Source organism: Ekhidna sp., assembly GCF_040223195.1.
Classification (GTDB): domain Bacteria; phylum Bacteroidota; class Bacteroidia; order Cytophagales; family Cyclobacteriaceae; genus Ekhidna.
This window is the reverse complement of the sequence record NZ_JAVKDX010000023.1, coordinates 1-3,202: the sequence shown is the minus strand read 5'-3', so window position 1 is coordinate 3,202 and position 3,202 is coordinate 1. Positions and strand designations below refer to the sequence as shown.

At 43.1% G+C, this 3,202-nt stretch carries 3 protein-coding genes; all 3 read right to left on the bottom strand.

What is annotated here, in order from left to right; genetic code table 11:
• Positions 1-1,500 (bottom strand): efflux RND transporter periplasmic adaptor subunit (locus RLN88_RS16470; RefSeq protein ID WP_350222519.1); only part of this gene is annotated, 1,500 nt, incomplete at its 3' end.
• A 2-nt stretch (positions 1,501-1,502) separates the two neighbouring features.
• On the bottom strand, positions 1,503-2,774 hold the full coding sequence (locus RLN88_RS16465; RefSeq protein ID WP_350206092.1) for a TolC family protein: 1,272 nt from the start codon (positions 2,772-2,774) through the stop codon (positions 1,503-1,505).
• A gap of 1 nt (position 2,775) precedes the next feature.
• Positions 2,776-3,202, bottom strand: a 427-nt coding sequence (locus RLN88_RS16460) for an efflux RND transporter permease subunit (RefSeq protein ID WP_350222518.1), incomplete at its 5' end; no start/stop codon positions are given.

The window sequence follows — 3,202 nt, the reverse complement described above, 5'->3', positions numbered from 1 at the left end:
ACTACCAGCCTGTTTCTTGGCTGCCGTAGCATCTGTAGCTAAAAATGCTTTCTGCAAATCAAGATGTACTTGGTACACATTGGTTAGTTGCTGCTTAAAGTTTTCATCGACTGACATGTCCATTTTCTTGGTGTTTTCTGAAGGGCTCTCATCATGGCCCTCATGTTCACTCCCGGATGCAGGCTTCTTTTCTTCGCTCGAACCTCCATGATTATGACCCATAGATACTTTGCCTCCTTCCGGATTCATCATGCTTTTTTCTCCTCTAAGCTGAGCGGCCGCATCAATTTTGAACACTCCGTTTGTAGCTACCATTTCCCCCTCACTTAGTCCGGATTCTACCACGTAGTAGTCACCTGCATCAGCTCCCAGGTCAATTTCCCTAAACTGAAACATATTATTGTGATCATCGGTCATCACGTATACCACTGCTTTTTTACCTGTCCATAGAATGGCTGATTTTGGTATCACTAATTGATCCCCTGATCCCGGAAGCATTGTTTTTAGTATTCCATCTGCAAGCATTTCTGGTTTGAGAAGATCTTTAGGATTATCCAGTTCTGCCCTTACTTTGGCAACTCTTGACATAGGATTGAGTACCGGATCGATAAATGTTACGGTTGCATTAAACTCACGTCCCGGAATAGATTTGATCGAGAATTTGATCTTATCACGCATTTTTATCCATGGAATATCTGACTCATACGCATCAAACATGACCCAAACATGACTGAGGTCTACTACTTCAAATAGTGCCGTACCTTCTTTTACATAGTCGCCCAATGTCACATGACGCATGGTGACTGTACCTGTAATGGGTGACAGCACATCAAAATAGAAATCTACATCTCCGGATTGCTCTATTTGGTCAATCTGTGCTTCCGTAAGGTCCCATAGTTTTAGTTTATTTCTTGTCGCCCTATAATAGCTTGGGTTCGTTTCTTTAAACTTCATCGCTTCAAATAACTCACGCTGAGCAGTTACTAGCTCCGGAGAGTAGATTTTGGCCAGCACCTGCCCCTTGCGCACTTTCTGCCCCGTAAAGTTTACCATGAGTTTCTCAATCCTACCCGGATAGCGGGCAGTTAGTTCGGCAATATTGCGCTCATCCGCCATTACCTTCCCAGGTAAGTACACTTCCTTATAAGGGGCTTTTCGCTCAATAGTGCTCATCTCTACTTCGGCAATTTTCATGGCTGCATTGGAAAGTTTGACTGAATATTGACCAGCCTCTCCATCGTCCTCATCTTGTTTCATTGGGATAAGTTCCATGCCACATATTGGACAATTTCCCGGCTCCTCCCTTTGTATCTGTGGGTGCATGGAGCACGTCCATGTAGTCCCATCTGCATGGTCCATGGCCGAATGATCAGTAGGGAGTTCTTCCTGACTTTCACTACCGCTTCCCCCAATGAGCAACCAGCCAATCAGAATGCCAACAATCAATACCCCCAGGTATGAAATTGTTTTTTTACTATTTATTATTTCTAGAATCTTCATTTTTAAAGCTGTTTTCCAGTGATATAATTGATGTATGCTACAAAAGTGTTTTGATCGGCACGTGCCTTCTCCAATTCGAGTTCGTACCTAAGCAGCTGTCGTTCCATTCTCAGCACTTCTTCAAAATCTGCACCCGCAGTGGTGTATTGCGCAACGAGTATGTCCAGCGACTGGGTTGCATAGGCAATGAGTCGGTTATAAAGAGCCACTCTTCGTTGAGCATCTGCGTAATCACGCCAGGTTCGCTCTAATACAGTTTCCAACTCATTTTCTTTGTCCTCCTTGCGATAATTCACAGAAGTCTTAAGCAACTCTTTCTCCTTGATCATCGAGCGATATTTGTTCCTGTTTAGGGGTATACGGACCCCAACTTGAGGGAAAATCAATGCATCTTTTCCGTTATCAGGAACATCCATATCCGTTCTTGGAGAGATACTGGTGTACGAAAGTCCAAGATTAAAAGAAGGTAGGCCCATTTTTTGTGCTACATCAATCTCTGCATCCAAAGCTGACATTTCAAATTCAAAACCTCTTAATGTTGGATTATGTGTGATGATTGAATCCAGCAAAACGTTTCTCCCTTCGTCAATCAAAATTGTTTCCAGTGTATCCGGCACCTCTATGCGTATTGGTGTTTCTTCGTTGAGCAGTTCATTGAACTTGGCTTGGATCGGTATTCGCGAATCTTCCAGGTAAAGTAACTGGTTATTCAGTTCGTCTAAATCCATTTCAACTCTAAGCAAGTCAACCGCACTTCCTGTATTAGACTCTAATCTGACATTAGCCAGTTCCCTAAATGATTCGAGTAACCTTACATTCTCCTCTGTAATGGCTATCGCTGCTTCAAGTACATATAAATCATAATAGGTTGAGCGCACGTCAAAGAAAATGCTGTTCTTAGCATCTTCAAATGCTTCAAAACGAGCCTTTGCCAGCATGGCTACTGCTTGTTCCTGAGACTTCAATTGCCCAAACCATGGGAAAGCCTGACTTAGTGATATGCCTGCATTCTGTGCTCCAACCCGTGTTTCTACCGGACTGGTGAAGATGTTGAACATTACAGTTGGATCCGGTAAAGCCCTGGCTTGTGGCATCCGTTCGAGAGTAGCCAGATAGCTATTAAATATCGACTTAAGCTCAGGATTGTTCTCAGCTGCAATTTTGAGATAACCTTGTAAAGGTTCCTCCAATTGCTGGGTCTGAGCCATTGTGTTGCCAATCGGAATCAGCAGCCACAAAAGCATGATTATATTGATTTTTATCTTCGTTTTCATGTTATACTGATTTTGATTGTTTTTTGAATGACCTTTCCTGCCACATACAATACAATACGGGTACGACAAATACGGTAATGGCTTGGACTAACATTCCTCCGAAAGTGGGAATGGCCATAGGAACCATTATATCAGAACCTTTACCAGTCGAAGTAAAGATGGGAAGCAGTGCAATGAGTGTAGTGGCGGTTGTCATAATGGCCGGCCTGATTCTAAGCTTACCAGCATGAAGCACTGCTTCTTTTACCTCGGCCACATCACTCGGTTTCCTTTCTTTGAAAATCTGCTTCAGATAGGTTGCCATTATGACGCCATTGTCGGAGGCCACACCGAATAATGCAATAAAACCTACCCATACAGCCACACTTAAGTTTACTGTGCCTATCTGAAATAGATCTCTTAGGTTTATGTCAGCAAGGGAGAAGTTT